Annotated in this window: 16 protein-coding genes; 8 read left to right on the top strand and 8 right to left on the bottom strand. The window is 54.6% G+C overall.

Annotated features, from left to right (window positions below; translation table 11 throughout):
- Positions 1–315: 315 nt before the first annotated feature.
- The 3 genes from PMI28_RS01285 to PMI28_RS01290 all read right to left on the bottom strand — a co-directional run bounded on the left by PMI28_RS01285 (position 316) and on the right by PMI28_RS01290 (position 1,782).
- On the bottom strand, positions 316–999 hold the full coding sequence (locus tag PMI28_RS01285) for a hypothetical protein (RefSeq protein WP_007992534.1): 684 nt from the start codon (positions 997–999) through the stop codon (positions 316–318).
- Complete coding sequence (locus tag PMI28_RS0129005) at positions 996–1,436, bottom strand: toxin-antitoxin system TumE family protein (protein WP_238540723.1); 441 nt, start codon at positions 1,434–1,436, stop codon at positions 996–998. The genes PMI28_RS01285 and PMI28_RS0129005 overlap by 4 nt, the downstream gene beginning before the upstream one ends.
- Before the next feature lie 88 nt (positions 1,437–1,524).
- Positions 1,525–1,782, bottom strand: coding sequence for a hypothetical protein (locus PMI28_RS01290; RefSeq protein WP_007992531.1), 258 nt, complete (start codon positions 1,780–1,782; stop codon positions 1,525–1,527).
- Between the two features lie 241 nt (positions 1,783–2,023).
- Here PMI28_RS01290 and PMI28_RS01295 point away from each other — a divergent pair, with 241 nt between their 5' ends.
- The 6 genes from PMI28_RS01295 (at position 2,024) to PMI28_RS01320 (ending at position 7,121) form a co-directional block, all read left to right on the top strand.
- A complete protein-coding gene (locus PMI28_RS01295; RefSeq protein ID WP_007992529.1) occupies positions 2,024–2,398 on the top strand; it encodes a hypothetical protein in 375 nt (124 codons plus the stop codon).
- The gene (locus PMI28_RS01300) at positions 2,395–2,607 is read left to right on the top strand and encodes a hypothetical protein (RefSeq protein WP_007992527.1); all 213 of its coding nucleotides are present in this window, start codon (positions 2,395–2,397) and stop codon (positions 2,605–2,607) included. The genes PMI28_RS01295 and PMI28_RS01300 overlap by 4 nt, the downstream gene beginning before the upstream one ends.
- A complete protein-coding gene (locus PMI28_RS01305; RefSeq protein WP_007992525.1) occupies positions 2,607–3,719 on the top strand; it encodes a phage integrase Arm DNA-binding domain-containing protein in 1,113 nt (370 codons plus the stop codon). Before PMI28_RS01300 ends, PMI28_RS01305 begins: the two co-directional genes overlap by 1 nt.
- Before the next feature lie 292 nt (positions 3,720–4,011).
- The gene (locus tag PMI28_RS01310; RefSeq protein ID WP_007992523.1) at positions 4,012–5,466 is read left to right on the top strand and encodes a tyrosine-type recombinase/integrase; all 1,455 of its coding nucleotides are present in this window, start codon (positions 4,012–4,014) and stop codon (positions 5,464–5,466) included.
- A 91-nt stretch (positions 5,467–5,557) separates the two neighbouring features.
- Positions 5,558–6,745 (top strand): hypothetical protein, encoded by a 1,188-nt coding sequence (locus tag PMI28_RS01315; RefSeq protein ID WP_007992520.1) that lies wholly within the window; start codon positions 5,558–5,560, stop codon positions 6,743–6,745.
- A gap of 166 nt (positions 6,746–6,911) precedes the next feature.
- Positions 6,912–7,121, top strand: coding sequence for a hypothetical protein (locus PMI28_RS01320; protein WP_007992519.1), 210 nt, complete (start codon positions 6,912–6,914; stop codon positions 7,119–7,121).
- A 186-nt stretch (positions 7,122–7,307) separates the two neighbouring features.
- Here the strand turns inward: PMI28_RS01320 and PMI28_RS30200 are convergent, their stop codons facing one another.
- The gene (locus PMI28_RS30200; RefSeq protein ID WP_007992517.1) at positions 7,308–8,123 is read right to left on the bottom strand and encodes an HNH endonuclease; all 816 of its coding nucleotides are present in this window, start codon (positions 8,121–8,123) and stop codon (positions 7,308–7,310) included.
- A 252-nt stretch (positions 8,124–8,375) separates the two neighbouring features.
- A complete protein-coding gene (locus PMI28_RS01325) occupies positions 8,376–11,012 on the bottom strand; it encodes a DEAD/DEAH box helicase (RefSeq protein WP_007992516.1) in 2,637 nt (878 codons plus the stop codon).
- A gap of 586 nt (positions 11,013–11,598) precedes the next feature.
- On the opposite strand from PMI28_RS01325, the gene PMI28_RS30845 reads away from it, so the two are divergent.
- On the top strand, positions 11,599–11,745 hold the full coding sequence (locus PMI28_RS30845; RefSeq protein WP_007992514.1) for a hypothetical protein: 147 nt from the start codon (positions 11,599–11,601) through the stop codon (positions 11,743–11,745).
- 651 nt (positions 11,746–12,396) lie between these two features.
- On the opposite strand, the gene PMI28_RS01330 is transcribed toward PMI28_RS30845, so the two are convergent.
- The 3 genes from PMI28_RS01330 to PMI28_RS01340 all read right to left on the bottom strand — a co-directional run bounded on the left by PMI28_RS01330 (position 12,397) and on the right by PMI28_RS01340 (position 22,958).
- A complete protein-coding gene (locus PMI28_RS01330) occupies positions 12,397–12,978 on the bottom strand; it encodes a hypothetical protein (protein ID WP_007992513.1) in 582 nt (193 codons plus the stop codon).
- An 87-nt stretch (positions 12,979–13,065) separates the two neighbouring features.
- Positions 13,066–17,424, bottom strand: coding sequence for a hypothetical protein (locus PMI28_RS01335; protein WP_007992511.1), 4,359 nt, complete (start codon positions 17,422–17,424; stop codon positions 13,066–13,068).
- Complete coding sequence (locus tag PMI28_RS01340) at positions 17,421–22,958, bottom strand: hypothetical protein (protein WP_157395797.1); 5,538 nt, start codon at positions 22,956–22,958, stop codon at positions 17,421–17,423. The genes PMI28_RS01335 and PMI28_RS01340 overlap by 4 nt, the downstream gene beginning before the upstream one ends.
- A 541-nt stretch (positions 22,959–23,499) precedes the next feature.
- Between PMI28_RS01340 and PMI28_RS31735 the strand changes: the two genes are divergently transcribed.
- Positions 23,500–23,706 carry a JAB domain-containing protein gene (locus PMI28_RS31735; RefSeq protein WP_081501480.1) on the top strand — a complete coding sequence of 69 codons (207 nt, stop codon included), beginning with the start codon at positions 23,500–23,502 and terminating at the stop codon, positions 23,704–23,706.
- Positions 23,707–23,813 lie beyond the last annotated feature (107 nt).

The raw sequence follows: 23,813 nt of genomic DNA, 5'->3' as shown, positions 1-23,813 counted from the left end.
GATTTCTTTGCATGCCATCGTCACGTGCGGTGTTCGACCAGACTATATGGGCTATCCCCCAAAATAAAGCCGCTTGATTGGCATAGAATGAATAGGGTTTAGCACTCATTGCCACGGCAGAGAGCATCATAAAAAACAAGTTGAACTGTAGGAATTTGCACGACTTAAAATTTAAGTGCATTGCAAGGCAACCTAAAAAATTAACAGGCTGGCTCGCATTAAAAAACTTTACCCAGCACAAAAAACAAGGAAAACAAGGAAAACAATCAAACCTGGTTTGTTGGCCGAATTACTATCCAGCCAACTCAGAAAAACTCAACCAGCAACGCTCTTGCTATGCTGATAAGCGACAAGTTCACCGACAATATCATTATGGGAGAACTCAGCCGACCAATCATTGTAAGCCTTTGATTCTACGATGAAATGTTCTTCACCACGATCTTCTACTGCAAGCAAAGACTCAACCTCCATTGCGACTGTGTACAACAACAACAGCCCCTCATGAATAGACGTTTCCTCAAAATGGGAAATACTTAAAGAGTTTAGGTTCACAATTTCTCGATCATGGCGGGCAATCATTGCGCGTAAGGGATGTATATGCCGAACTAACCCAGCCGTCTCAAACCTCTTGGGCAACCCTTTAAGAAAGGTCTTTCTAAGATAATCAAAATGCGCCGTAGCCCCTTCATAATAACATTGAATAGCCTTATTATTATCAATACTGCGAGCTAGCGGTTGAATGCAAACCACACCTTTCTTTATTCGTGACTTCAGGCCAACTGCAGCTTTCTTAGAAGACTTACTCGGCTTTCTTACCTCTGATGACGATATGACAACCACAGCGTCATTTTCAGTTTTCAGAAAAGTCGACATTTCCTCGGCGCTTTCAAAGCTAATACCTTCATGAGGCTCGATGCGCTCTCCCTTATCCACTTTGAGGGCTAGCGCTTCGATACGGTCAAAAAAATCGCTCTCGGTCTCATGCCTTACGATTTTCATTCTGCTTTCCTCATGGTTCGGTACTTCGTCCATTCTGCTTTGAAAAGATCACTAATCTGTTTCAATGAGACAAATTTCACAGGAGTAATGTTCCCCATGAAGTGCTTATGATCCTGACCGTGTTTATTGTCATACCCTAAAACGCGGCCGTTATCTTCAGAACAGATACTTCTGTTGATATAAGCATAGCTGTACGAACACACAGTACCATCATCATACTGAGTAACCAAAATCCTTAGCTGCCCATTTCCTTCGTCATCCGGAATTTTTAGGCGTTCATTGATGACGATGGTGGTTTTTCGCTTTTCAGCACCCGGCTTCTTGTCTTGCGCCATTGTTACGATACCACCCTCGTTGACGCCCCATGTCGCTCCGCGACGGACTGCTGACTCAGGCGCGGAATGATAGCCGAACGCCACCCAAAAAATAACCTGCACCTATCATATCTGAGATTCAAACTTAAGCAGACATCTCATGGAAATATCTCGAGCGGCACCGAAACCAAGGCCGTGATTAGACGTCATTTCAACAAGATGCTTCTGCGTCAAAAGTATTAAGCCATTCCGCCGCCAGTTTAGCTCCCAGCTCCCGACCAGCCACCTGCGCCAGCCCACGGTCAGAGTAAGTCTGGTCACCAGCCCCTACCGGAATCACCACCTCATCAACACGCTTCACCTCGACGTTGATCCGCCAGACCTCCTGGCCGCTCTCCAGCGTTTCGCACTCCATGTAGTTCCAGAGCCGAAAGCCTTCGTGCTCGTCATAAATATCGTGCTTGGTCATGTGGTGATCCTATTGAGGAGGCCGCATCGTAGCTCAAAGCCAGCCAGTACGACTAATCGCGTAGATCAGGCGTATCACGGCTGCGATCAGGTTTATCCACTCAGTCAGTCTTTTCATGCGGTACCGCTCCGGCTTGGTTGATAGCCGAATTTTTGCAGGCCGCGAACTGCAGTTCCTCTTGGGTTTTATCCACGAATCCACCCTCTCCACCGCCCGGGCATGACCCGGCATAGGTCGCCCCATGCCCACAGAAAACCAAGCCATCGATCCTAAGTTTGACCTTTCAACCTCAGCAGGCGGCCGCGGTTACATCGCCCACTTGTTCAAAGCGGTGCTCAAGCGTCACGACTACACCACCTACATCAACGAGCGCCTGGCTGATGCCAGCGTCGACATGGTGCTGGCCGATCTTCCCTATGGCACAACCCAGTGCGCATGGGATGTAGTCATCCCTTTCGAACCGCTCTGGCGTGAGTACTTGCGGATTGCCGATGCACATGACCACTACCCATGCCGACGGCAGTCAGACACTGACCGCAATCATCTGATCCCTTCCTTTTGCCGCCACGCGCGGCATAAACCATCTACGCCCTACCAGGGCAGAGGTAATCAATGAAGCGAGAACTGATAAAGATCAGCGAGTTTCAGCGCCGGCGCTGGGGAGAGAACGGAACCCCGCCCTGCCCTCAGGCTATTCGCAATCACATCCGCAACGGCATGGTGCCCGGCGAGCAGATCGGGAAACTCTGGTACGTTGACTGGACTGCATTCAACCGGTCAGGCGGTAACGACCTGGTGGCAATGGTATTGAAAGGAGCTGCATGATGGCGCCAAGGCCGCGCAACACTGCGAACAAGAGCCTTCCGCAGAACCTTTACTTCGATGCGCGGCGATCGACCTATCGCTACCGGCGGCCTACCGACGGGAAGTGGTTTCAGTTCGGCACCGACCGCATCAAGGCGATCGACGCAGCGAAGCAGTTGAACCTAGAGTTTATGCGCGGCGCTGACCTTGTCGGCTCCGTGTTGACCGCTTCATCCCAATCGTTCGCCACCTTCCTCGATAGGTACGAAGCTGATGTATTGCCGCCGCGCGAGCTGGCCAAGGGCACGCTCAATCTGTACGCGGTGCACTTCCGGCGCTTCCGCAAGCAATTCGAGGGCAAGGCCGTCGACCAAATATCGATACGCATGGTCGCGGAAATGCTCGACGCTCTCACCCCACGCACGGCCAACCAGTGCCGCGCTCTGCTGACTGACATCTTCAACCACGCGGCGGCCAAAGGCCTGTGCCCGGACAACCCCGCGGCGAGCACGATCAATCGCATCGAGAAGAAGCTGCGCAAGCGGCATACCGTCGAGGGACTGAAAGCCATACGAGAGAAGTCTCCAACCTGGCTGCAGAACGCAATCGACTTGGCCCTGATTACCGCCCAGCGCCGAACCGACATCCTCGACATGCGCTTCGATGGCGTTCGGGAGGGTTACCTGTACGTAGTGCAGAAGAAAACGGCCAAGGCCAGCGATGCAGCGTGGATTCGCTTTCGGGTGACCGCGGAGTTGCAGGCAGTCATCAGTCGATGCCGGGACGATATTGCTTCCCCATACCTGGTTCACCGCAAGCCTGATCGCCTGAAACAAAAGCAGGCGCAGACCAAGGACCATTGGACAAAGATTGAAGAGAGGTATTTGACTCGAGCGTTCAAGGACGCCCGGGAAGCGGCGGAATGCTACAAGGGGTGGAAGGAAGAGGAGATGCCAGGCTTCCATGAAGTGCGGGCGCTGTCGCTGCACCTGTACAAGAAAGCCGGAAAGGATGGGCAGAAAATCGCAGGCCATTCGAGCGAAAGCATGACCAAAAACTACCAGCGGGACCACGAGGAAATCGTCTGGTCCGAGGCAATTCCGGACCTAAATATCAGCGAAATCACCGGGTAGTTTTGCGCCAGTTTTGCGCGGGTTTTGCGCAGACCTGAAACGAGAAAGAGGATCAAGCCGCTAAGTGCTTGATCCCCTTACGAAATATGGTCGGGACGGAGTGATTCGAACACTCGACCCCTAGCACCCCATCTCCTTTTTCATACTTCTTGAAAGATTCCAAAATTTTACTCTGGATTTTTTCAAGCTAGTATTTACTTGAGCTCCAGCGGTGTTCTGCTCTACGAGAGTCCAGGAACGTCCATCAAGAGCCGACGTTTTTGTGGGGGTAAAAGTAGGGGGAACCCATTTTATGGCCAAAATCACCATCAAGGAACTCGAGTCGCTGACCGCCAATGATGCCGGCCGGATCCTCAGGGAGGATGGCAATCTCGCCGGTCGAATCTCCGTCCGTAAGGACGGTGTGTCGGTCAGCTTTTTTTATCGCTATCGGTGGGGCGACCAGAACAAAGAGTACTCCTGCGGCTCATGGCCGCGCAAATCCCTGACGGACATCCGTAAGGCGCGTAACCAGGCCAGGGCACTCATTGATGAGCAGATCAATCCCAACGAACACAAGAAAACCGCCAAGGCACAGGCATACGCCGCTGCTAACGTAGAGGCTGAACAAGTAAAAACGACGAAGGTCCAAACGCTGACCGTCCAGGATCTGGCCAAGGCTTGGCTGCTGGATGGCGTCGCGCGCAAAGACGGCAATGCCGAGTTGCAACGACGCTTTAATAAGGACCTTTACCCAGCACTCGGCAAGACAGCGGTCAGCAGTGTGTCCGAGCATGATGTTCGGGCGCTGATCCGGGCCGTGGTCAACCGCGGCGCTCACCGGCAAGCCATCAGCTTCTTCGCCGACCTCACCCAGATGTTCAGCTGGGCTAGAAAGCGCCAACCTTGGCGGGCGCTACTGGTTGAGGGTGATCCGACTGAACTGGTCGACATCTCCCCGTTGATCCCTGCCGACTACGAAGCGGAAAGAAGCCGCATCCTTTCCCCGGCTGAGCTGTTGGAACTGCACGACCGCTTCCAGCAAATGACCGCCGATTACAACGCCCTCCCCGCTGGTCAAAAGTACGACGGCATTCGACCGTTAAAAAAAGAAACTCAACTCGCGCTTTGGATCAGCCTGGGCACCCTGTGCCGGATTGGCGAGTTGCTGCAGGCCGAATGGAAAAATGTCGATCTGGACCAGCAGACCTGGTTCCTCCCCAGCGAGAACGTCAAAGGCACCCGGGGCAAGAAACAGGACCACCATGTCTTCCTCTCCCCCTTCGCCCTGCATTTCTTTCAGGAACTCAAGACCCTGACGGGAGACTCCCAGTGGTGCTTTCCGAACAAGCAGGATGATGGGCATGTGGACGTAAAGGTGGTGAGTAAACAGGTCGGCGATCGCCAAGCCCGGTTCAAAAACCGCAAGGCCCTCTCAAGACGGCGTCACGACGACACGCTGGTCCTTGCCGACGGCCAAAACGGCGACTGGACGCCGCATGATCTGCGCCGCACGGGCGCGACCATGATGCAGGCTTTGGGGGTCAACCTGGACGTCATCGACCGCTGCCAAAACCATGTGCTGGCGGGCTCGCGGGTGAGGCGCCATTACCTGCATCACGACTATGCCGAAGAGAAGAAGTGTGCCTGGAACCTGTTGGGCGATCGACTCAGTGCCGTGCTGTCCTCAACTTACGAGCACACGCCAAACGAGTCGATGTTGTCTTTTCCAGCGTACGCGGCGACAGAGACGCTGACACCCTCATAGGGCTGTTGCACCCAGAGCTCTCCGGAATTTAACATCCGCGACAACCCGTGTTGTGACCTTAAATTCGCGATAAGCAAAGGTGACAGACTGCATGTACACATTCGTGAGCTTCACCGTTGCGGAACTGTTCGAAAAAGTATGGCAAACGCCCATGGTCAAATTGGCCCACGACATTGGTGTTTCCGACGTCGCCGTCGCCAAAGCTTGCCGCAAAGCCGGCATCCCTCTCCCTGGCCGTGGCCACTGGGCAAAATCGGAAAAGCAGCGACAACGCAAACCCAAGCCTCCTCAGATCGAAGGCAAGGTCCGATTCCAGGTTCTCGACCGTGACACTCTGCCCGGCAAGACTGGCACTGATTCGAACTCACCAGTAACCCGGCGAACGATTGCAGCCCCCTCTCAATTGACTGAGCCTCACGCGCTAATGAGCCAATGGCTAAAGACTGCAGAAGCGTCGAAGCTCAAGGAGGGTTACCTCGATTACGCGGGCAAGCGTGTCTTGAATGTGATGGTCTCGTCGACATTGATCGAACGCTGCGCAATCCTTTTTGATGCACTGATCAAAGAGGGTGAGGCTGAAGGTTATTCATGGAAGATCAACGCTGAAGGAAAAACAATCGTCACGGTCAACGATGAGCCCATAGCCGTGCGACTCATGGAGCGATTAGACAAACACCCGATACCACCACCGCCCCCAAAACGCCGCCCTGGTGCTCCATGGGAGCCTAATTTCATGTCCCTGCGAAGCCCGCAGTTTGAATGGACCTCAACGGGTGAACTGACGTTTCAGATCGAAGCGCGGATGGATTACGGAGAACGGAAAAACTGGAAGGACACCAAGACCGCACCGCTAGAGAAAAAACTATCTAGCATCCTGGCGGGCTTGAGTTCCGCATCATTTTCTATCAAGGACCTCCGAGAGAAAGAGGAGGCAAGAGATCGTGAATGGGCTGAAGATGAAAGACGACGTCTTGAACGAGCCCGTACCACAGAAACTCAACGTCGCCTCAGACTAAGCCTCGTTAAACATACAGAGCGATGGGAGCGCGCCGAGCGCTTACGAGCCTTCATAAAAGCGGTAGAAGATCGGCTGAAAATTGCCCCATCAGCAGACCCAGAGATGGCACAACCCTGGATCGATTGGGCTCGCAAGCAGGCTGATCTCCTGGATCCTCTGCAGGAGAATGTGCCATTAATCACCACCTTGGACGTACAGATAGAAAGCTGGTTCAGTGGTTCACACTACGGACAAGTAGAGAAAGGTTGGTGGTCTGAGTAATTGACGATCAGTAGCGCAATCCCTAGTTAATGCTGAACGGACTTTCACAGCCGACGATGTAAAACTCAGGTAACGCGCCTTTGAATGGGCTCTGATCGTAATGTATAGACAATTGGTCGCCTCAAATTTTCCTGCTGCTACGCTGTCCTCTCATGGAGGAAAACTAATGCCTAATTCAGACCTGCTCCCTTCCCTGCTTTTCAAGATCAATCAAAACCAACTCGCCCTCGAGGCTGCCATCATGGAGCTAACACTCTGGGTCGAGCAGCGCGGATCCGCAGAAGTCGCCGATAACGTTCGCGGCGCCTTAGAAGCAATCAGTAGGAACGAAGAGTTTATCAATATGACACTCGCGGTGCTGATGGCGCCGGAGTGACTTCGTCTGCGGGTCACAAGGCGCGCTGCTTAATTCGTCCGTTGACGGCATACACAGACTGCCTTCAGCCATTGACAACGGGCAACAATCGCCAAAAGCGGTCATTTGGAGGCTGCACAATGCGGGTTTGCTAACGGCTGAATCAAGGCCGCTGCCCGTCAGGGCTGTCGTGCCAGCGGTGAGTTGTTAGCTGCGAATTAGTAGCGATTTCAGCTCTTCAATGCTAAGGGGCGGACGCTTTTGATGGAGCATGGCGTGACAGTTTGGGCAAACAGGGCGCAGATCCTTTACCGGGTCAACTTCATATTTTCTGCCAACGTCTGCAATCTGCGTTAAGTGGTGGATGTGGATATACCCTCTTCCAATTTCGCCATACACCTTCCCAAAATCAAACCCGCAAACGAAGCAAGTTGCGCCATAGTGTATTTTGCATGCAGCTATTGCCTTTGCGCTTCGCTCATAGGCATTAACCGAAATCTGTTTTACCGCCCCCTCTGAATAAACACCAGGATTTATGATTTCCTCGGGGAATTGTGTCTCTCCTCCTTCAAGGGGCTCTGATGCACAAACACCCTGGCTGTCAGACTGAACAGATGAGAAAGGCTTATTTGATTCCTGAAACCCCCATGTTATTTGGACGGGGATGGTATTTTTATACGCTACTGCAGTAGCCGCACCCACATAATTAAATGGGCTTCTATCATCGGTACGGTAGAAGACATGTATCTTGCCAGGTGGTCTTAGCATACTCCGAATGGTGCTTTGACCGAGGTGTGATCTAGTCTTTCCGTACCAGTGCAATTGGCTGTCTTCGAATCGGTTATTGTAGTCGTGACCGGTTCGCCCGGCGGCTCCTATGTTGCAGAATATGAACCAATCTCCTTGCCAGTTGGTATATCCGGTGTTCCAGTTTCCCTTCTGTTTTTCGACTGGAACCCTACAAATACGATAGATATCGTCCTTCGTGTATCGCCTGTCAACGACAAAATTGTACCCAGTCACTGATCCACTCCCTTACCTGCATTAGGAACTAATGATAAAGATGGCTAGATACCAAAAGCGCAGATAAGTGACACGCCGAATGACATCCATTAATTCTTAGCTTCATTTCCGGCAAAGTGCACTTGTCCACTCTTGATTAATCGCTCCTACCTAGGCGCCTAGCGGTTTCTACCGGCTGACAGTGTGCTCACACCACCGTCTGCTCCGAGCACTCTAGAGCGTCATCAATCATCCCGTGAGAAGATAACTCGGTTAGTTTTGAACATTCGCTAATTCGCCTAATGAGCCAGGAGGATCTTCATACTCCTCAGACTCCGAGTTCCACCAAGCCTGGTCCCACTCACCATCGCCAGCGGTGGGCTCAATATATTCCGCAGCAACCCATTGCTTGGTCGAGACATTAGTCGAGACACTGGTGGATAGCCTGAAAAAGCACTTGACCTGGTACATCAATTTTCCATTCATAACTGTCGGCCGAATGATTTCAACTTCCGACCCCATTTTTCCGTTCTCACGATAGCTAACGCGTGATTCTGGGGAGAATACGCGGATGTGCTTACCTATCATGCCAGCGGCCTCGAGCAAGGACTCGCTGGATGCAGTTGCGAATGAGTCAAAGATGTCGCGGACCTTTCGGACATCACAGAGAAAATCTTCGTCGCCGGACTCAGCTTCGACCGACGCCGCGCGTTCCAAACGATTTAGCAGGAGGTCGAAGTGAAGGTAAAGACGCTCAGTGAGTCGCAAGCTGCCGTAGACCTGGTCAAATACCACAATGCAGTCGCTACGCAGTCCTCCGCCATTAATGGATCTCACCGAAATGTTAGTTGCTGCGCAGCCGACATCCTGCGGAAGGATACTGTACTCGCGGGCAAATACAGCGTTCAGACGCTCTACGAATCGACTCTTTGCCTCACCGTTACTGAACCAAGATTCAGCGATACATAATAGTACGCCACTGGTCCGGAAGTTCCGAATACGGGCGCGCATATTTGGATTACCCTGTCGTAACTCGCTGTACGGGCGATAGACACCGGCACTCACGTCATCGTAGCCCTCTACTTTTTGTGTCACCTGCATCTGACATTCGGCAATAAACCCAAGCTCTCCTCGAAGATAATGTCCCTCCAGAAGATCGACCGAAGTAACTCCTGCGTTGATCCAGGTTCGAATCCTTGGGCGCGTCGATCGGTTCGGAGCCCCCAGCTTTACGCGAATAAGTGGGCCGGTAAAACCGCTCGTCTGCCACGCCTGGACTTCATAGGCTCGGCCTAAGTGCCAGTATGTTGCCCCCGGATAGCACTCTCGCAGTGCCTGTAGCTCATTGACCTCACCTATGGCAACGGCAGATGCACCATCTCCCTGCGCGATACGAAAATTAAGCTCGCCGACATTTCGCAGTGGATAACTGTAATGCGGAGCGTCCCCTCCAATCTGTGCGATTGCGTCAAACGCTGGAGGGCGATTACCGCCTGGCTTGGCCCAGTCGTATATTTCTTGAAAGCCTTCTGGCCAACTTGCCTTGAGTGGTAGGGTTAATCCGGAGCCAAGCGCCTCGAGTTCGTCCACTAGGCAGCGGGCATGTGCGAACTGCATGAACCGGTTGTCGAGATACAGATAGGAATCTTCAACCGAATGATCGTGATACTCTCGAAAGGACATCCCGTAGCTTGTAAAGGCATTCGGTCCGGCCACTATAATAAACGCACCGGGTGATGCCCGCCCAGCACGGCCGAGTCGCTGACGATAGCCTTTACGCGTGGCAGGAACACCGACGTTAATCCCCACAGTTAGGTGTGGCAGATCGATGCCCACTTCCAGCGCCGACGTTGATACCACGCCACGCAATTTACCTGCCTGCAGGCGCTCCTCAATCTTCTCGCGGTCCTCTGCAGCGTACCCCGCCCGGTAGGGCAACACGTCTGCCGATCCCAAGAGATTCTCGATTTCTGTAGTGTTGTAGCGTGCGAGCATTTCGACTCCCTTGCGGGAGTCCATGAAGGTTATGAACCCGCCAACTCCCTTTCCGTTCAGGAGCATATTGTGTAGTTCCCTAGCAAGTTCCATCTCTTCGCCTGGCGGGGCTGCAACGTGCGCACAAATACGCTCTGATCGTGGTGATCCATCAAGTGTCTCTGGCACGACGTCAAACTGAACCCCCGTCAATGAAGCTAAATGCTCATCCGGATGTAGGATCGTTGCCGTAGCGGCTATGAACTGCAGATCCTGAGGAGTCTCGACCTGCTTCTGCAAAAGATGTCTTGCGACCTGCAACCGGCGAATCAAATAGGCAAAATTGCTGCCAAAAACACCTTCCAGTGTGTGCGCCTCATCCATTACCACTATGGCGAGTTGGGAGAGAAAGAGCTTTACCACCGGCATAGCCAGCCGGGACATTAACCAGGCATGGCACACGTCCGGTGTCATCACCACAATCCGAGCCTTCTGCAGGATGTTGTCGCGCTGTGCTACCAATACAGAGCCGTCGATCCGGCCAATGGTTTCGTCTGGCATACCAAGGGCCCGCGCCATGGCCCGCCATCCGCGCATTTGATCACTCGCCAATGCCTTGAGCGGGTAGAACACCAACACCCGACAGTTTGGGTTACTCAAAATACGATGGAATGCGATAGACCTGAAGATCAGGCTCTTGCCAGATGCAGTACCCGTTGGAATGACTACATTCCGCTGGTGGCCCAACGCTTCAAGAGCCGCTGCCTGATGCTGCCAAAGACCTTCGGGAGCAGTGAGTGCAAGGTATGCGCCGACAGCGGTGGTGGCTAATAGCGGAGGTACCGGCGCATAAGCCGCCGGGCGTGATGGCAACACAAATCGCTCGACGACCGTCAGCCCCTCAGCGTCCAGAGTCTGTTTCAGTGTGTCGTACATAGCCCCCTCCTTGGCAAGCATGCACATCGGCGTGCAGTTGCACTCCTGACTCTAGCAGATGGCACGAAGCCATGAATTATCCGTATTTGATCGTTCTTGGATGCCCGCCTCGTTCGTTTTCTGCTGGTCGCGCGATAGGCCGGCTTGGTTCGGTTGCAGCCCTTCGTGACAGTCAACAATCAGCCGATTCTATTGAAAAAGGAGGCCATGGTTTCCGCAGCTGAAAAGTACGCGCTTGAGATTGAAATCTTTACTTTGAACAGAGGACTCTGGACTCTGGACTCAGATTTCACGTAGCTGCGCGCTAGCAAGGCGTTTTCAGCAGTCAGTATGCGGGCAGTCTGGAAGGACCGACTTTTTCAACAGAATCAGCCAAAAGCGGCCACTTATCCGTTGGATAAAACGCTCACTTGGAGTACGCGCTGCCCCGCCCCTGTCCTGCATCAAGAGTTGGTTTCGGCTTGTGCAAAACCCCGCGATGGTGAAATATCACTGATTATCACGGTTTATCAATAAACGATCAGTGGTGGCGTTTTTTCCAATTGGTAGGCTGAGCTCTCTACTCACAGAGGGAAGGAACACCAACATGACCAAGCAGAACAATGACAAGGCAAACGCCCACAATCGTAACCCTGGTACCAATGGCACCAACAAGACCTGGGACAAAAACCACGGTCATACTTGCTGGCAAAAGAACCCTGAGAACCCGCTGAATCAGGTGAAAAAGTCATAACGTGTTAGGGGGAGCTTTGCCCCCCTTATTTTTTTGAGGGGGGGCAGCAAAGAATGTCTAATCGGCTAGCGATAAAGCCTACAGAGGCTGCAGGGATTCACATTCTGATAGGAAGCTCTCAAGACGCATCAAGTTAAGCCGCTGGCACTCGTTTTCAGCCTCTACTCGGGTCTGATAGGTAGTCCGCAGGCGCCCCTTTTCCTCATTGTCATATAGGTTAAAACCTATGGGTGCGGTTTGACAGTAGAAGCTCGACCCGTTGCAGAACAACCTCCTAAAGCGGTTGCTGCTCGTGGCATACCTGAGCATCGATGCGCGGAAGTTCGGTTTCGGCGTGAAACGCCATCCCCGCAACGCAAGCGCGAGATGGTCCGACCCATGGTAATAGTCTGACGAGGGCTGCCCTTGTCGTAGCGCACATGGATGGCACCAAGGTCCAACTCGTCCATCATGTCGAAAATGAAGTGTGGAAGATGCCCTTCGGGCAGCCATTCCTGCAACGTCTCGCGCAACAACATCATCTGTGGCTGCTCATAGGGAGATAGCTTGCGGCCATGGTTACATGGCTTACCTCAACTTTCAGAAGTCGCCAGTCACTCGCCTTCCGCCGCTCCTAGCTCTACCGCTTTGAGGAGGACGCGTTCCACACCATCAGTAGGGACAGGCAGGGGCCTCGTACACCCTTTCTCGCGCACCGGCATATTTCACTTCAAGGTCGATCGGGCGGCCATACGCCGCAAGCGCGACGAAAAATGCGTTCTCCTCCACGCTATCATTTAGCTCGATGCAGCCCTTCGTTCCTTTCACATCGCCGCCGTGAATGTACATCCCGGTTCGGATGAGCTTGAAGCAGTCCCGCATGCGAGTGACGGTTTCGGCTACCGGTTGTAGGCGAACTCTATGCGCCCCCCAGTCGGGTCCCTCTTCGAGGTACTGGATATCGGCCGGATCAATGGTGAAATGTCCTTGCGGTGTCGGTCCGATATCCTGTTCGGACTCTCGCGCACTTTCATCTGCGACACCCGAGAATGCGACCCACTCTTTGGTTTGGGCAGCAACCCACCGAAGTTTGTATCCATCGAAGGTGAGTCGAACCACGAGTGCCGCGTCGAGCGCAGATGTGTCAACAGGCTCACCGATGACGAGGTCTTCACCTGTTGCTGGTGGCGGCGCCGGTATTCGGTTTGTTTGTGAATTCATCTTGGACGGATCAAACTCTGATCTTACGTGCATAATCTTTTCCTCCTGAAGCTTCCTCTGCAAATATCAGATTGCGTTGGCTAAGTTGAAATTTGATCGACTGATAAAGTCGCGTGGATCCTATTTCGGATCAATTCGTGGATAAACGAGCGGCTGCATGCATGAAAAAGTCAGGCGCTCTCCATCCACCTCCGTAAAGATAGCCTCACCATCCTCAAATTGACCGGTAGGTTCATCAAGTGGAAGGCGCTCATATTCTTCCACCACGAGCATGAACCTTTGTCGGTTATTTCCAACTAACGGCAGCTTGAATTCTTGCTTCCACCGGTAGCCATACGAAACCGCATTAGTTTCCGGTTCCAATCGCTCTTTAATGAGGCGACTTTCTCGCCACTCATGCGTCGTCTCGTTCCAGCTCAGAATCGCTAGACGGAGCGCATTTGGCTTGTGTGACGGTTGGCCAAGGTTGGGAACCTCGAAACCGGGACCTTCGACCACGACAGTACGTTCGCCGATACCATTTGGGTTGAAATCTACCCACAGCCGCCTCTCCGGCAGCAATTGGACGTCGAAGGCGATGGGGTGCGACAAGCGCAGATGATCCACCGCATGTTCCTGGTAGCGGACGAGGCCGAGGCGGAGAAATGGGAAATAGGAATCTCCGATATCAAATTCCAAGTCGCAGAAGAGGCCGTCTTCCTCAGTGAAGCGCGGCGAGAACGGCAGCACGGTAACGGGCAGTGGTGAGATGGCCTCTGCACTGCGCCCATTGCCAAGCGACGGACCGTCACCGCCCCCAAGATAAAGCATGGCTTGGACCGGCGCCGGAGCATTCCTGAAGTGTCGCGGCTCAATGCGGAGGGGGACTGGCGATGTTTCTCGAACTGGATCCGAACCTGCTTGGCTGATGAACCGCTGATAGGCTTCCAAGCGTCCAGTCTGGTAATCGCAGACAGTTTTTGGATCGTCGTCGCCTAGCAGGACGATGCCGAGCCGCTCGTCGGCACCAGAGGCATACCAGCCCTCGCCAAGATATATGCGGAGATGTGCCATCCGGCGGCAGCTTTCCGGCTGATCCGGCAGCTTATCCCAAGCTAACAGGGGCAGTACACGATCGATTTGAGGCGGCGGTGGGCGAAAGGTGCAATCGGTCCAAACTCTTGGTGCTGTCGAAAAGCGGCTCGACTCGACGTCATAGCGGCCGATCCATTCCCCTGGAGATGGCGCTTCCGCATCGTCAGGATAGAAGGCAGTGAAAGCGGACGTTGCCACGATCTTGACCTCCAACTGTCTCGCACGGCCATCGCGAAAAGCGTGAGAAAGAGTCCGAAGCTCGCCGGGCACGCCAGTCACCCTCGCGTGCCTCTCAGCCGCGGCACTTACCGAGTTCAACGGCGGGGCCACTCGAAGCAAGTCTACCCTGCCCTCCCCTCCCCGCCGTTCGACTTCGAACTGAAAGAGCTGGGCGGTTTCCGAGGCGATGTTCCGAATCCAACGGCCATCAGCCGCTCGGCTCACCGTGCCCTCGTCGAACTCTTTCCAAATCACCTCGCAGCGCAATACACCGGTCGATTTCCGATCGATGTCGACGCGACCGGTGAAGACTGTCGTGGTGCCTCCCTCCTCGCTTGGCCAACAACGCATGTCGACACCGCTTGCTTCGTATCGGCGCACCTTTTCCGCCCACGTCTCAAGCCCCGCAAGAGGGATCACTTTTGGGTCATCGTTCCGCACGGTCACCGTCACTGCACGCAACCCAATACCATCAGTTGAACAAATTTCGTCCGGCGCCTCTTTAGGACGGAAATCTGGCGCGAGAAGCGGCTTTTCCACCGCGTGGACTAGCATCAAAACGACTTCTGCCTCGTCGCCTCGCCTGCTGTCTCCTTTGAGCCGCAGGCGATAGGTTTCGCCCTTCGGCACTGAGAACTGAAGGTACGGTAGGTTAACTTTGTGGTCATCAATATCAACAATGATGATGTCGCGAGCTGTTCCCAATGATGCCGGATCTGGTGTCGGCAGCAAATCAACAACGATCGGCACGGCGTCAGCGGGACGCAGCGGTGCTTTCCAGAAATCCCGATCAGTGGATAACGGCGGCGTCGTTGCCCCCTCCAAAGAGGAACGATGAAGTGAAGCCCTGAGGCGGCCGCCGTTGCTATCTGGATGAAACGGCGCGTTCGGCACTGCAGGGTTGCGACGTCGGCCCAGGATGACAACCGTTCCCCGCGATTGTCGGTACTTGATCGCCTGGTATTCGGGGCTGCCAATTTTGATCCCGTCGCGCTTGCGACCATCTAGAGGGATCGGCATCAAGACATCCCCATCGAGGTAGCGGACGCTGCCAAGCCGCGCACCAAATCGCGCCTCCGGAAACTTACCATCGGCTCCAAAAAGCCACACGCCTTTGGGTCCCGAAAGCGCCCCATGAGGACTATCATCCTTAAGCGCTGGGTCGTCGAGCTGGCGCTGTTGTTCCGCACTGTCGAAGCTGCCCCGTGGAGGTGTCATAAAGCGGCGAGCGCTTCCTTCACCATCACGGATCACAAGAGTTTCGCTCGTCTCCCCAGCAACCTCTCGCTCAAGGTCGTTTGCGCCAACCAGGGGATCCTCCCACCCAAGGTGGACGTCAGGAGGTGGCAACGGTGCTGGCGGAAAGACATAAGGCTTCCCAGCAGCATTGCCGATTACGAAGGTGGGGGCCGCCGAATAAATTGCGGCCGCTGCATCAAAATCCAGACCCGCGCCGTTGACGTAAACTAAGCGGCAACCGCAGGCGTATCCAACACCTTCACGGAGGGGGGGCATACCCAGCGCGGAGCCAGGCGCGGGAAGCGCGTAGGTCAGCCGAAGCGCAAGATCCCGCTCGGGATCAACGATCGGCTCCTTACCCCGTTTTGCATGGACAGCGAGGCTCTCTCCCGCCCACGCAAACATTTCGTCCTCACGGCTAAGCGCCCCGTCTTTCTCTTCCACAAGCGCGGCCGTGTACCCGTGATCGCGGGACGCAATCCGGATGATGAGTGGGTCATTGTAGAAAGCCGGATCGAGCTCGTCATGTTTGCAGACGATCGACCGGAACGTCACTGGACGCCAACGCTCTTTGACAACCTTGAGGTTGTCGGCTCCGCGCGTCGCAAGAGCAAAATCGGGTCTGAAGCCAGCCAAGAGATCGTTCAGATAATTGATCTGGACCGCTCCATTGATCGCACGATCCTCATCTTCCTTCAGGCGTTCAAGGTTTGCAAAGTCGTATAAAACCAACCCACGCCGATACCGTTTGAGATTGGGGTCGTCCTGATTGTTTACCGCCTGCACCAAATCAAGCAGTGCATTGACCACATCGTCTGAGCGCAACGCGAAGCGTGGTCTCCGACCATCAATTTGCACGCCAAGATTGAGAAGCCCTCGACTGAATGCGTCTACGCTGGACGGTGTTGCGGGATCAGGGGCCGGCCCAAAGTGGTCGCCGGCAAGCTCGAATGCTGTCCACGCTGTTTCGCCCCCGATGCGTATACCATCGGCAGCAACGAACTCAGCGGAAATAACTCCGGCGGAAAGCCCACCGAGGCTCTCCCGTGGAATCTCAAGCTGAACGCCCAATCCCAAATAATGCGACAGCGTTGGCAGAGCCAGCAGAGCGCTAAGCTTACGACTTGCCGCCTTGACTCTATCCTTACCCCAGTCGTCAGTTGGCGGCTCCTCTTTCGGCGGGGATGGATCGCCTACGCCGAAGAGGCGGATCCAGTGCTCGCGGAACATGGTTCCAACTTCTGCTTCGAATGCCGCCGCGAACCGTAGGGCATTCTCGTTTCCAGCTGTATCTTGCTGAAGCAAGAGCTCGAAACCCTGCGTCAGCACTTCCAATTGATCTGCGCGCTCGCGCATTGGATCTTGCCAAAGTCGGGCCTGTAGGCGCGGAGCATGCGGGCTGGGTCCGGCGCTCACCCAAGTAGCCATGCGTCGCGCCAACCCTTTTAGATCCTCGGTCAGCATAGCGCGCCCACTGGGCATTCTCGCTTCGTGCCAGGTTAAGAGCGTGTCGAGAAAGAGTTGAAGATCGGCGATCCGGGTCGAAGCGATTTTCAAGGTCGCGGGGGCTTGCTCCGCCCCCATCTCGCCAATCGCCTCAATTAGTGATTGGAAGCCTACCGGTTGGAAAATATCCTGCCACATCGCACTAGCGGCGTCGCGGCGAGGTTTGCCACTCCATGCGTTCGCTGGATCAAAGAAGTCGGCCAGGTCTGATCGCGTGATAACCGATCCAACTTCTGTTATCTGACCGCCTGCAATGGTGCCAAAGCGGATGCGGACGCTTTCCGCCAGCCGAGCAATCTCTGCCGGCCATCGATCTAGCGGGATGTCGCCGGCAACGTTCAACGTCGGTGTGACTTGGATGCCGATGCGAAGCTCACTGGCACCAGCGCCATCAGGGATGACCAGCAGGTCGGCTCCCACCATTGGACTCTGCTCCGTCATGCTGCCTCCAGCAGTTCAAGGTCAAAGTGGAGGCGGTACGCCTGCCACTCGGTTTCCTTGTTAGGGACGATCGATTGAATGAAGCCCACGCCAAGGGCCGTGGATCCGCTCAAAGCTTCCAGTGCCTGAGGATCACTGCCGTTGGACAAACGATAGCGGGCCGAAACACTGTATGTCAGGCGGAGGAAGCCCACTTTGAATGAGAACCGATAGGTGGTTTCACCGTAAAGAGCTCCCCCCGGGGACGTCTGCGTCAGAGTTATTCGGATACTCACGCAGATCGAGAAGCAGGCGATGTTTCCTTCCCCCACGGCCTCGAAGATCGCCGTGATGACATGGGCTCGCTTTCCATTAACAGCGGCTAGGCTCTGGACACGAATGCCAGCGACAATGCGTCCTTGAGCATCGAGCGGCCCGAACTTGATAGCCGCGACACCACCGAACACGAACGCGAGGTCGAGTGACTCAACCTGTTCCGAAGTACAAGTGATCGTGACCCAGCCCCCCCCTCCATAAGGCGGGCTCGAGATCAGGAAGGGCCGTTCCCTGCTGGCGAGAGCAAAGACGAATCTGGCTTGTCCTCCCGAAACGCTGTCAGTGGAGAATGGGAGAATAGCGGCGATACGGAAGGCAACATTGATAAATTGGAGCGTACCGATCTGGATGATGCCAGCATCGTAAATATAGCCGACCTCAACGCCAGGATATTGTTCAGTGGGCTTTAGGTAGAAACCGCTACCTTGAGGAGCGAGCCACTCCTGCAGCGTTTTAACAAACTCCAGATACGGCCCGATCTTTACATCTTTTACCTTCACCGCGAAGTCAGGGGCAGCACCATTTTTGGAGGTGAAGCGCGTCTCGTCGAACGCGATTGTCAGCATTTCGAATTGTTTGCCAAGCAACCGCAGCTCGAACGGACGTAGGATGCCTACTATCTCGACCTCTCGCTGCCCAGTGACTATGTCGAATGAGAAGCGTCCGTCGATCCACAGATGCCAAATGAAACCAGCATTAGAGGCAGGATGATTCGCTGGTGGTACGCTCGGCAAGCTTGTCGGTGGCGCTGTGTCGCTGGGATTGAAGACCCATTCATCAGAGTCTGGAAAACGCTTCAGCTGGGTTGGCCAGAAATAACGGGTTTGCAGCTTCGTCGGCACTAGTTGCAGCACAAGCGCCCGCATTTCCTCCTCAATTTTCCGAAGCTCTTCGCACAATGCCTCGGTCAACGTCTGGCCGACATCGGTAAGGCCTAACGCCTCGACGGCTTTAATCACCTCGGGCAGCGCACCGCCACCGTTTCGATAGGAGACGACAAGCGCAGTGACCTGATCGAGGTTCGGATTATGTGATTGCGCAATTGCTTTAACAGCCGTCCGCTCTTGGCCAAGGCTGGCTCGCGCGGCTTGAAGTGCAAGAACTTTCGCGTCCCCGCCCAACGCGAGTCCGTATACTTTTCTCAGGACCGGATCGGCAGGCGGATTCAGGATAGTTGCAAGTATTTTTTCAACAGCGTCGTAAATGGGCAGGAGGTAAGTGACGAAAGAGCTCAACGCCTTCCCGGCCGCGTACTCAATCGCAGCAAGCGCTGTGGGCGTGAACCCAACGCTCTGGAGCAAAAACGCTGCGAAGTTCCGGTCAAGGTCACTCTGGAACTGCCGGACGCTGGCCTCAAGGAGTTCCCGTAACCGCCCCGGGTCGATCGCCTGGCCAAGCTCACCGTAAAGTGCGGCCGCTTGGGTCGTTACCTTACCAACGATCACGACGAGGCTATCACGGTACTTGACCGTGCCGAGCCCGGCTTGTTGAATGCTTACGATGGCGGCGTCCAGAGTCTGGGACGGCAATCTAAGCTCGTTGATGCCGGTAATTCCGCTAGCCAGTGTGGCGCATTGTGCTATTGCTTCTTCCAGCGCTGCACGGTCGCTCGCGGTCGGCTGACCGCTTGAGAAAATAGAATCGATTGCCTCGCACTGGCGAGCGATCTCGGTAAGGGTTCCAGTCACACTTTCGCGAAGGCGAATAATGGCGGCTACAGGATCAAGATAGTCACGCGTCGAGGAGCATATTGTGCCCGCGACATTGACAAGCTTTTGTCGCTCAAGGTTCACTTTCCTAGTGACCGCAAGCGCTTGTTCGGCAGCGGAGGTCAGTGAGGCTAGCGCCACGTGGAGTGGTCGTCCGACAGGATCTGCAGGTACCTGGATCCGTTTTGCGGCATCTATGATTTCCTGGGCATTCGCCTCAAGGCCGGCGTTCGCCGCCATCACGCCGTCGCCGATCAATTTCGCAGCGTCGCCGACAGCGTCGCACACCGCCTGAGTGGCGCGCCCAGCTTTGGCGATGGCAGCGATTGCACTGCTCTCGATAATCGCGTCGAACAGACCGGTCACAACTTTGAGAATGCGCTCGTACCCAGACCGCGCGGCTGCGGCGACCACATCAGTGAGGCGATCGGCGAGGTCACGCCCTTGCTTGATGAGGGGATCGATGAGTCTCTGCTTTAACTCCCGTCGAACCAGATCAGATAGCTCGTCAAGGAGCAGTTGGGCCTCGATGTTCGGGATTGGCCAAATTGTAGCCAACAGTTCCCTTAGGCGATTTTCGATTGACGCCCTTGCTTGATCAGGGAACTGGTCCAAGATGCCCGACGCAAAATCAAGCGCCTCTTGAGGCGTCATCAAGTCGCTATGAGGTTGCAGAAGCGGCGTCAAATCCCCGATAACCGCGGAAACAAAGCGATCCTGAATCGCCTGGTCCCGAACATCCTCGAGGACAGGATTGAGGACCGCAAGCCTACTGGCGATCAGTGCAACGCCTGCTCGCAATGCGATATTGATCGCCTCGCGCTTCTGGTCCAGTTCAAGATCGAGCCTGGTGCGCAAATCAGTCTCGAGCACGAGGATTTTGGCCAAACTGGCCCAAGCGTCATCGAAGACAGCCCCATAGAGGCCTTCTGATATCGCCTTTAGAGCAGCTCGCGGGTCGGCAAAGATCTCCGCACAGCTAAGTGTGCCGCGGTCACCAAACAGGATCGAACCGAAACCATCTATGTCGACTGCATCGCAAAACGAATCCTTAAGCCATTCTAGGAGAAGTCGAAAAGCATTTGCTGCAAGCTTCTGGACTTGCTCTTCCGCGCCTCGGAAAAGGGTTTCAAAAATATCCCGTACGGTCGTTATGATCTTTTCGAATGCGTCAGGAACAGGATCTTTGATCACATCCGCAATGGCATCAAGCAGGGTGCGGACCTTGGGTACCAAGGTGCCAATCGGCATCCTGACTTCCTCCGGTTTTTTTGCGGAGATCACTGTGTCCAGTAGTTTTTTGATTTCTGCTGGCTGACCTCGGAGAGGAGCCATTGCATTGGTTAAACTTGGATAAACATCGGCCAATGACAAGCTCCCGCCGGCCAGAACATTGTCGGCCTTCGCTATGCCGGCTTCCAGACGAGCAACGAGGCCGCTCGTGCCATCGGCGCCATAAAGCGCCTCACGCAAGTCGCTTGCGACCTTTTGCACCAGTTCAAGATCAGCACGCGCTCCGAAAAGCGTCTCGTCAATAAGCTGCGGGGCTTGATTGAGCGAGAGCGCAGCGGTAGCGACCTTGACGATATCGGAGAGGAGAACCACTCCGAGAAGCTTCGCATCACCAAAGAACTGGGCGGGATCGAACGCCCCGGCAGCAGCGCTACCAAAGTCGAGCTCCCCTGTTGCTAGTAGCGCCTGGTTCTTCTTACCTCCAACCGGACCTGTCAGGCGTGAGATCGCGGCTACATTGAGATCAGGAGAGGCTATACCACCGCTACGCTCTGATTTAGCCGAGGCTCGTAGCGCTAATGCGTCCTGCCTCAGTGTCAGGAAGATCTCGTGATCGGTATCAATGCCATCGCGCTTGTAGCCGTCGAAATAGCGAACCTCCACTTGGCCGTGCGGGAGCCCGAGCATCTGTTCGACGCTCTGCATACTGACAAAGCCCCGGTCCATCATTGGGTAAAAAGGTGGCTGGCTTGCGCCCTCCATTCGGCCGTCGCACGCAAAATGCTCCTCGCCATTCAGACCGTCTCGACGCCCCTGCGCCGAGAGCAGCCAGCTCGTTGTATCGAAACTTGTATCACCTTCCCGATTCGGCTCCGCGTAATGGTGGCGGGCGCCACCGAGCCAGGCCATGCGGCGATGATCAATTTCCCCGTTGTAGTAATCCACGAGCGCTCGCATCGCGTCCTGACGACCGACGACGTTGTTAAGAACAAAAATCAACTTGCTGCGGACACTCCCTGCGTCTTCGGTCGACCATTCGAAAAGGATGTCCGAGACGATCGAGCCTTGCACCATCTGGGGCCAGAATATCGACTGATTCGGTAGAGGCTCCGATGCGGGCGGAAGCTGGAGAGGCACGTTGACTAGTTTCGCAAGATCGGGCGTGACGAGTGTTTTGAGCTGTACTCGACGAGGTGGAAACTCGCGTCCCTCAAACGGTTGATACGGACCCGGATAGCTCCGCGGTTTGCGCGGTGTAACGATAAAACGACGACGAATGAGGTAAGAAACCGGATTGCCCGCATAGTCTGGATAGATCACGCGCTCACACACCGTCAGAAGTGAGGCGCGAATACCGAGTGGGAACAAATAACCCTTTTCGACGGCTACGACCTCGGTATCGCGTCCGAGATAGCCACGATAAAATAAGCGCTCGAGCAGAACACCGGTTGGCTCACCGTCGGCGGTCCAAAATATGCTCGGTGGATCTCCTCGCCATGTCATTGCAGTCAATCCACCTAGCGCGCTGACACTTATGTCACCGTCTTCGAACGGCCGAGCGATCGCGATGCCGGAATCTTGGTTGGCGTAGTTATGCGTAGGTGCCGTGTCGATCTCGTTCAGAAAGCCGATGACTGCATCGGGCCGCACCACTGTTGGTTTCGGGATTGCAACTGTGTCTGATTCAGTTTGGGCCTGGTGCAAGGACGTTATCCCCTCAGGCGCTAAATTCCGTAATGCCGGCCACCCGTAGATCGACGTCTGTAAAACGATGTCCCAATGATTTTGGCGGTCAAGCGATAGCATCGCCTCACCAGCAGGCTCCTGTTTGTCTAGGTTCGTGGGAAGGCGAAGAGGTTCTAGTCGAGTAGACCACAAGGCACGGACCGACGAGCGGCCTGCACGATCGAGCCGAGCAGTCCAGAGAGGCGTGGCGCCACTTTCAGGCAGTTCATCTGGCACGATCCAGCGCCCAGAAGAAGAAGGCGAAAAGATCAGTCGACCTGCCATTTCGAGCGCTGTTTCACTCTCGCTAGGGCCCTCGAACTGGTCGACAATCAGCTTCTGCGCAGTACTGAAGTCCAAGCCCTGTAAAGTTGCTGATGAATAGCCAGGGAAGGCCGCCTCCAGTTGAGCCGCAATCTCGACGCCAATATCGGCACGTTTGTGCACGATCGGGATGAGACGTGACCAATCGGTCAATTCATCAAGCAAAATGCGCGGTGTCCAACGCGCTGTTTTTGGGATGGAGAATACAAGGCGCGATGGTCGCGACATTCGAACTCGCATCGCCCCCCATGCTTCCGCCGATTGGCAAGCATCATCGCCTAATGGCTTATCTTTGATTTGCTCTGCGATATGTTGCGGAGGGAATAGTATTAGGAGCTTGCGATTCGCAATGCTGTTGATCGTCGTGAGGCGCGGTTGGCTTGCGCTCGAGCCTAAGCCACTGCACTTTAAACCTAGGATATGAAAGGTGAGATCAACATGGTCACGAGGCCTCGTGGCCCGGAGCACGCACCCCTTTTCATAATTTGTGACTCTAAAGATCTCTTCGACTGGATCGCCCGAGTCCCCGTTCAGTGAGCGCGGCATAGCTAGCGTTACTGTCTTCTTCGCTAGCCCAAGGTCCCAGTCTGGGTCTGTCATTTTCCACCTCCGAAACGAGATATCCGAGAAATTCGGTCACGAATTCGTCACATAACCGGTCGCACTAGGTTGATCTAGCGAAAAACAAAAAGCTGTAGCGAGAGTCACTGATTCGGGGGAGCATAGATCATTATAAAAAATTGGAGCAGATCTCCAATGAGGTACAAAAATATTTACTTGTCTATTTCTTGACCTCAAGCATCGCGTCATTGCGTCTGAACATCTCTCCTACGGAACCGTAAATTCGGTATCGGTATATCCAAGACAGATCGTGCAACGTGCACTCGAGTTTCAATGCGGAGCGTTGACTCTCGCTCACAAGCTCACGTCTAGAGCAGACGAACCAAACCCAAGTGACCTCGAACTGACAATCTAATTGCGTGAATCTCCTCCGCAAGCGGACATCGAACCGGGATCACTTCATCATTGGCAAAGGAGAACCCTTCTCCCTAGCTGATGAAGCCGGCCTCCTTTAACCGCAGT

The organism is Pseudomonas sp. GM48, assembly GCF_000282335.1.
GTDB lineage: Bacteria > Pseudomonadota > Gammaproteobacteria > Pseudomonadales > Pseudomonadaceae > Aquipseudomonas.
The sequence above is the reverse complement of the archived record's forward strand: the minus strand, read 5'-3'. Positions and strand labels throughout refer to the sequence as shown.

Bases quoted from the DNA above. Each gene is read 5' to 3' on its own strand.
- PMI28_RS01285 (WP_007992534.1), bottom strand. From the start codon at position 999: ATGAAAATCGTAAGGCATGAGACCGAGAGCGATTTTTTTGACCGTATC.
- PMI28_RS01290 (WP_007992531.1), bottom strand. From the start codon at position 1,782: ATGACCAAGCACGATATTTATGACGAGCACGAAGGCTTTCGGCTCTGG.
- PMI28_RS01295 (WP_007992529.1), top strand. From the start codon at position 2,024: ATGCCCACAGAAAACCAAGCCATCGATCCTAAGTTTGACCTTTCAACC.
- PMI28_RS01300 (WP_007992527.1), top strand. From the start codon at position 2,395: ATGAAGCGAGAACTGATAAAGATCAGCGAGTTTCAGCGCCGGCGCTGG.
- PMI28_RS01305 (WP_007992525.1), top strand. From the start codon at position 2,607: ATGGCGCCAAGGCCGCGCAACACTGCGAACAAGAGCCTTCCGCAGAAC.
- PMI28_RS01310 (WP_007992523.1), top strand. From the start codon at position 4,012: ATGGCCAAAATCACCATCAAGGAACTCGAGTCGCTGACCGCCAATGAT.
- PMI28_RS01315 (WP_007992520.1), top strand. From the start codon at position 5,558: ATGTACACATTCGTGAGCTTCACCGTTGCGGAACTGTTCGAAAAAGTA.
- PMI28_RS01320 (WP_007992519.1), top strand. From the start codon at position 6,912: ATGCCTAATTCAGACCTGCTCCCTTCCCTGCTTTTCAAGATCAATCAA.
- PMI28_RS01325 (WP_007992516.1), bottom strand. From the start codon at position 11,012: ATGTACGACACACTGAAACAGACTCTGGACGCTGAGGGGCTGACGGTC.
- PMI28_RS30845 (WP_007992514.1), top strand. From the start codon at position 11,599: ATGACCAAGCAGAACAATGACAAGGCAAACGCCCACAATCGTAACCCT.
- PMI28_RS01330 (WP_007992513.1), bottom strand. From the start codon at position 12,978: ATGCACGTAAGATCAGAGTTTGATCCGTCCAAGATGAATTCACAAACA.
- PMI28_RS01335 (WP_007992511.1), bottom strand. From the start codon at position 17,424: ATGACGGAGCAGAGTCCAATGGTGGGAGCCGACCTGCTGGTCATCCCT.
- PMI28_RS01340 (WP_157395797.1), bottom strand. From the start codon at position 22,958: ATGTCGCGACCATCGCGCCTTGTATTCTCCATCCCAAAAACAGCGCGT.